Origin of the sequence: Streptomyces anandii JCM 4720 (assembly GCF_014650655.1) — a bacterium.
In the GTDB taxonomy this organism is placed as follows: domain Bacteria; phylum Actinomycetota; class Actinomycetes; order Streptomycetales; family Streptomycetaceae; genus Streptomyces; species Streptomyces anandii.
Map to the genome: position 1 here is coordinate 3,491 of NZ_BMVJ01000013.1, position 2,464 is coordinate 5,954.

Here is a 2,464-nt window from a genome sequence, read left to right on the forward strand (position 1 = left end):
TGCTCTGCCACGGCGACGAGCTGGGCCGCACCCAGGGCGGCAACAACAACGCCTACTGCCAGGACAACGAGGTCTCCTGGGTCGACTGGCGCCTGACCGACGAGCAGCGCGCGCTGGCCGACTTCACTCGCTACGTCATCGGCCTGCGCGCCGCCCACCCCGTGCTGCGCCGCCGCCGCTTCTTCCAGGGCGAGACCGCGACCCGTGACGACCAGCCGCTGCCCGACCTGGTGTGGCTGCGGCCGGACGGCCGCGAGATGACCGACGACGACTGGCGGCGCTCGGACGCGCACTCCGTCATGGTCTTCCTCAACGGGGACGCCATCGCCGAGCCCGACCGGCAGGGCCGCCCCGTGACGGACGACTCGTTCCTCCTCCTCCTCAACGGCTACTGGGAACCGGTCGACTTCCGCCTGCCCGGCCCCGCCTACGGCGACCGCTGGACCACCCTCATCGACACCGCCGAACCCCAGGGCCCGCCGGACGAATCGGAACACAAACCCGGCACCGCCCTGAGAGCCGAGCCCCGAAGCCTGACCCTCCTCTCCCGCCCCCCACACACCTGAGGCACGCGGAGGGGCCCCCGGCGAGGGCCGGGGCGCCGCACGGCGGGGGTGCGCGGAGGGCCGCGCGGAGGTGAGGGCGGCGGCCGCCGCGCAGCGGCCTGCCGGCATCCGACCCGCCGATGGCGCCGGCGTGCGGGGCGCGCGGCCGCCGGGCTCGGCCGGGGGCTCGGGCTGTCTGTCGGCGCGCCGCGTACCGCCCGCAAGGGCCGACGCAGACGCTGGGCAGCGGGCGGGTGGGGTCTGTCGGCGTCCGGCCGGCTGGTGGGGTGAGCGTGCGCGGTGCGCGGCCGCCAGGCGGCGTCGGGCTCGGCCGGGGCTCCGGCTGTCCGTCGGCGCGCGGTACAGCCCGCAGGGGCCCCGCCGAGCGGGTCCCGCGCCCGACGCCCGGCGACGCCACGGGCCCCCGCACGGGCTCACACCCAGCAGAGGTGGCAACGGTCAGGGACGCGCACCACCGCCCCGCGTGCGGACTCGGCTGGACCTCCGGCCGGGAACAGCGCCACCGTGCGCGGCGGGCCGGGGTGGTCAGCGTTCCTGGCGGGAGGTCACGGTGAATTGCGCGCCGTCAGGATCGCGAAGGATCGCTTCGGTGGCGGACTCGCGCAGGACGCTGCCGCCGTAGGCCTCGGCGGCGCGGGCGCAGGCGGCCACGTCGGCGACCCGGAAGTGGATCTGCCAGTGCGGGCGGATCGTCGGGTCGGGCGCCGCCTCCAGCGCGCCGGACTCGATGCGGGCCACGACCTCGCCGTGGCTGCGGAGCACCACCTCGTTGGCCTCGTAGCGCACCTCGCAGCACCCGGGCAGCTCCGAGGCCCAGTCCAGGACCTCGCCGTAGAAGATCGCGGCGTCGAAGGCGTCGCGCGTGTGCAGCCGGATGAACGCCGGCGCGGCCTTGCGCCACGTCTCCCAGTCGGTGAAGAGGTCTCCCTCCCAGATGCCGAAGGTCGCGCCGTCCCGGTCGGCCAGCAGGGCGGCCCGGCCGGGCGGGAACGAGATCGGCCCGACCGCGGCCGTACCGCCGCGCTCCTGCACCCGCGAGACCGCCTGGTCGGCGCTGTGCACCGCGAAGTACGGCGTCCAGGCGACCGCCATCTGCCACATGGACGCCACCGCCGCGATCCCGGCGACCGGCGCCCCGTCCGCCAGCGCGATCCGGAAGCGGTCGCCGAGCTTGGCCGAACGCCACTCCCAGCCCAGCACGGCCCGGTAGAACTCCTCCGTGGCCTCCAGATCGCGGCTGGTCAGGCTCACCCAGCAGGGCGCGCCGCACACCGAGTGCGTCGAGACGACGTCGGTCGTACGGCAGGAGGGCATCGGGTCGTCGTTCATGGCACGTCCTGGTCTAGTCGACCGGCCGGCCACCGGTCTCAGACCAGTGTCGGGCCGGAACCCCCGAGGGCGCCTGTCGAGTACCCCGCGGCCGCCGCCGAAACGGCACCGCCGCCCGCCGCGATCCGCACGGAGTTCCGGGAGGCCGTCGGCCGCTCACGCGCCGGTTCCGGTCCATGAGGCGCCGCCGGAGTGAGCCCTCTCCGGCGGCGCGGGCACCGCCCGCGGGGTCGTACGGGCCGGCGCCGCTGCGGGTGCCGTCGGCCGGGCTCCGGCGGCCGGGTCGCCTCAGCCGGTCTCCGCCAGCAGTTCCTCCCGCAACTGCGCGAAGCAGCCGCTCAGCAGGCGGGAGACGTGCATCTGGGAGATCCCCAGCTGCTGGGCGATGCGGCTCTGCGTCATGCCGCCGAAGAACCGCAGGTAGAGGATGGTGCGCTCACGCTCGGGCAGCGCCTCCAGACACGGCCGTACGGCCACGCGGTCCACCACCAGGTCGTAGCGAGGGTCCGCCTCGCCCAGCCCGTCGCCGAGCGCGTACCCCTCCGTCCCCGGCACCTCCGCCTCCAGCG

At 75.8% G+C, this 2,464-nt stretch carries 2 protein-coding genes and 1 pseudogene; 1 reads left to right on the top strand and 2 read right to left on the bottom strand.

All coding sequences use genetic code 11. The features are described from left to right. A pseudogene (locus tag IE249_RS38145) lies at positions 1 to 566 on the top strand (glycogen debranching enzyme); the annotation flags it as partial. 525 nt (positions 567 to 1,091) lie between these two features. On the opposite strand, the gene IE249_RS22675 reads toward IE249_RS38145, so the two are convergent. Next, a complete protein-coding gene (locus tag IE249_RS22675) occupies positions 1,092 to 1,895 on the bottom strand; it encodes a VOC family protein (RefSeq protein WP_189707328.1) in 804 nt (267 codons plus the stop codon). Positions 1,896 to 2,183: 288 nt separating this feature from the next. Then, positions 2,184 to 2,464 (bottom strand): sigma-70 family RNA polymerase sigma factor (locus IE249_RS38150; protein ID WP_229859033.1); only part of this gene is annotated, 281 nt, incomplete at its 5' end.

What these genes read in the sequence shown, in the direction of transcription:
- IE249_RS22675 (WP_189707328.1), bottom strand. Translation starts at nt 1,895, where the DNA reads ATGAACGACGACCCGATGCCCTCCTGCCGTACGACCGACGTCGTCTCG.